The sequence below is a fragment of the Promicromonospora kroppenstedtii DSM 19349 genome (assembly GCF_000515355.1).
GTDB lineage: Bacteria > Actinomycetota > Actinomycetes > Actinomycetales > Cellulomonadaceae > Promicromonospora > Promicromonospora kroppenstedtii.
In genome coordinates this window covers 1,122-3,082 of the sequence record NZ_KI911646.1, presented here as the reverse complement: position 1 = coordinate 3,082, position 1,961 = coordinate 1,122, and the positions used below count along the sequence as shown (strand labels likewise).

Sequence of the window (1,961 nt, the reverse complement as noted above, 5' to 3'; positions counted from 1 at the left end):
CCGCCCGTGCCGTGCCCCACGACCACCGCCTGCTCGCGCCCGAGCGAGCGCACCACGCCGGCGACGTCGGCCGCCCGGGCGGGTATCGCGTAGCCCGACGGCGGCTTGTCCGAACCGCCCACGCCACGCACGTCCATCGCGGCGACGCGATAGCCGGCGTCGGCCAGGGCGGGGATCTGCGCGCGCCACGCCCACCAGAACTGCGGGTAACCGTGCAGCAGGAGCACCAGGGGAGCGGAACGGCCCTCGGGCCCGGCGACCGCCACGTGGAAGCGGGAGCCGCCCGAGGACACGAACTCGTGCTGCCACGGCCCCTCGACGAGGGCGCACGTGTAGTCGCTGGCGGCTGCCGTGCGGACGGCCGTTCTGGCCGAGAGTGCGGTCACAGCTACGAACTTACGTGCTCACCGCGTGGTCTGCCCGGGTTCGGGGCCGGGTCAGTTCCCGGCCTGCGCCACGCGCTTCCCGGCGGGGCCGCCGTTCGGGTCGTCTGCCTGCTTGGCGTCGGACGCCGGCTTGTTCTCCGGCGCCGGCGGCTCCTCGACCGCGCGCTCCTTGGGCGGGTCGAACCGGTAGCCCACGTTGCGCACCGTGCCGATGAGCTGCTCGTGCTCGGGACCGAGCTTGGCGCGCAGGCGCCGCACGTGCACGTCGACCGTGCGGGTGCCCCCGTAGTAGTCGTAGCCCCAGACCTCCTGCAGCAGCTGGGCCCGTGTGAACACGCGGCCCGGGTGCTGCACCAGGTACTTGAGGAGCTCGAACTCCTTGTAGGTCAGGTCGATGGGGCGGCCGCGGAGCCGGGCGGTGTACCCGCCGGCGTCGATCGCGAGCTCGCCCGCGGAGATCTCCTGCTGCGACTCCTCGGCCGGGCCACGCGCCGAGCGCTCCACCACGAGACGCAGCCGCGCCTCGACCTCGGCGGGCGACGCCGACTCCAGCAGGAGGTCATCGGCACCCCACTCGTGGGTCACGACCGTGAGGCCGCCCTCGGTGAGGATCAGGACGAGCGGCACCGTCAGGCCGGTGGCGTGCAGCAGGCGGCAGGTGGTGCGGGCCGCGACCAGGTCGCGGCGGGCATCCAGCAGCACGACGTCCGCGTCCGGGGCGTCGACGAGCGCGGAGGGCTCCATCGGGAGCACCCGCACCCGATGGGACAGCAGTCCCAGTGCGGGCAGTACCTCGGCCGACCCGCCGGTGGCGGGCGTGAGGATCAACAGCTCTGCCATTGACGCACCTCCTCTCGGAACCGGCGTCCTGCTACCGTCCCTGGCTCGGGTCTCGCTGCAGCGAGACGTCCGTCGCGTCCAACTGGCTCTGCGGAAGTCTGCCCTGTTGCTTGTTGCGTGCATGTTACACGCCCTTTTCCTGAGCACCACCATGCTGGTCAGGAGCCGTGACGTTCGCATGACGCGAGTGTTGCTCGTCTCGCTCAGGCCCGGGATATCGGGCCTGCCGGGCCGCGATTGAGGCAACTCGCGAACTCTCTGGAAAACTCTGAGCCGTGTCCGTCTCCACCCGCGCCGTGACGACCGCCGCGCTCGCGGCCCTCGTCGCCGCCGCGTCCTACGTCCAGCCCCGGCCCCTGCCCCTGGTGGGCGCGGTCGTGGTCCTGGTGGTCCTCGTCGCGCTGGGGTGGCCGTCGCTGCTGCGCCTGCCCGCGTCCGGGAGCACCCGGGTGGTCGTGGCGCTCTGCGGCCTGGGGGGTGCGGGCGCCGTGTACTTCACCCAGGGCGAGCCCGTGCTGCGGCACCTGCCGATGGTGCTGGCGGGCGCCGTGGTTCTCGCCTTCATCGCGCAGATGCTCCGGCGCGACGGGCGCCCCCAGCTCACCGAGTCCGTCTCGGGAACCGTGGCCGGCGTCGTCGTGGCGATCTCCGCCGCCGGCTGGATCGCCGCCGCCCGGTCCGACGCCGGCGCCGCTCTCGTCGTGACCAGCGCGGTGGCGCTCGCGGTCGCGGCGG

General features: G+C 73.3%; 2 protein-coding genes and 1 pseudogene. 1 reads left to right on the top strand and 2 read right to left on the bottom strand.

The features are described 5' to 3' along the window. Together PROKR_RS09485 and PROKR_RS09480 are read right to left on the bottom strand one after the other, a co-directional pair. Positions 1–386, bottom strand: a 386-nt coding sequence (locus PROKR_RS09485; RefSeq protein WP_036962549.1) for an alpha/beta fold hydrolase, incomplete at its 3' end; no start/stop codon positions are given. A gap of 51 nt (positions 387–437) precedes the next feature. After that, on the bottom strand, positions 438–1,226 hold the full coding sequence (locus PROKR_RS09480; protein WP_036962547.1) for a winged helix-turn-helix transcriptional regulator: 789 nt from the start codon (positions 1,224–1,226) through the stop codon (positions 438–440). A gap of 275 nt (positions 1,227–1,501) precedes the next feature. Between PROKR_RS09480 and PROKR_RS09475 the strand changes: the two are divergent. Then, positions 1,502–1,961 (top strand): annotated as a pseudogene (locus tag PROKR_RS09475) (hypothetical protein); the annotation flags it as partial.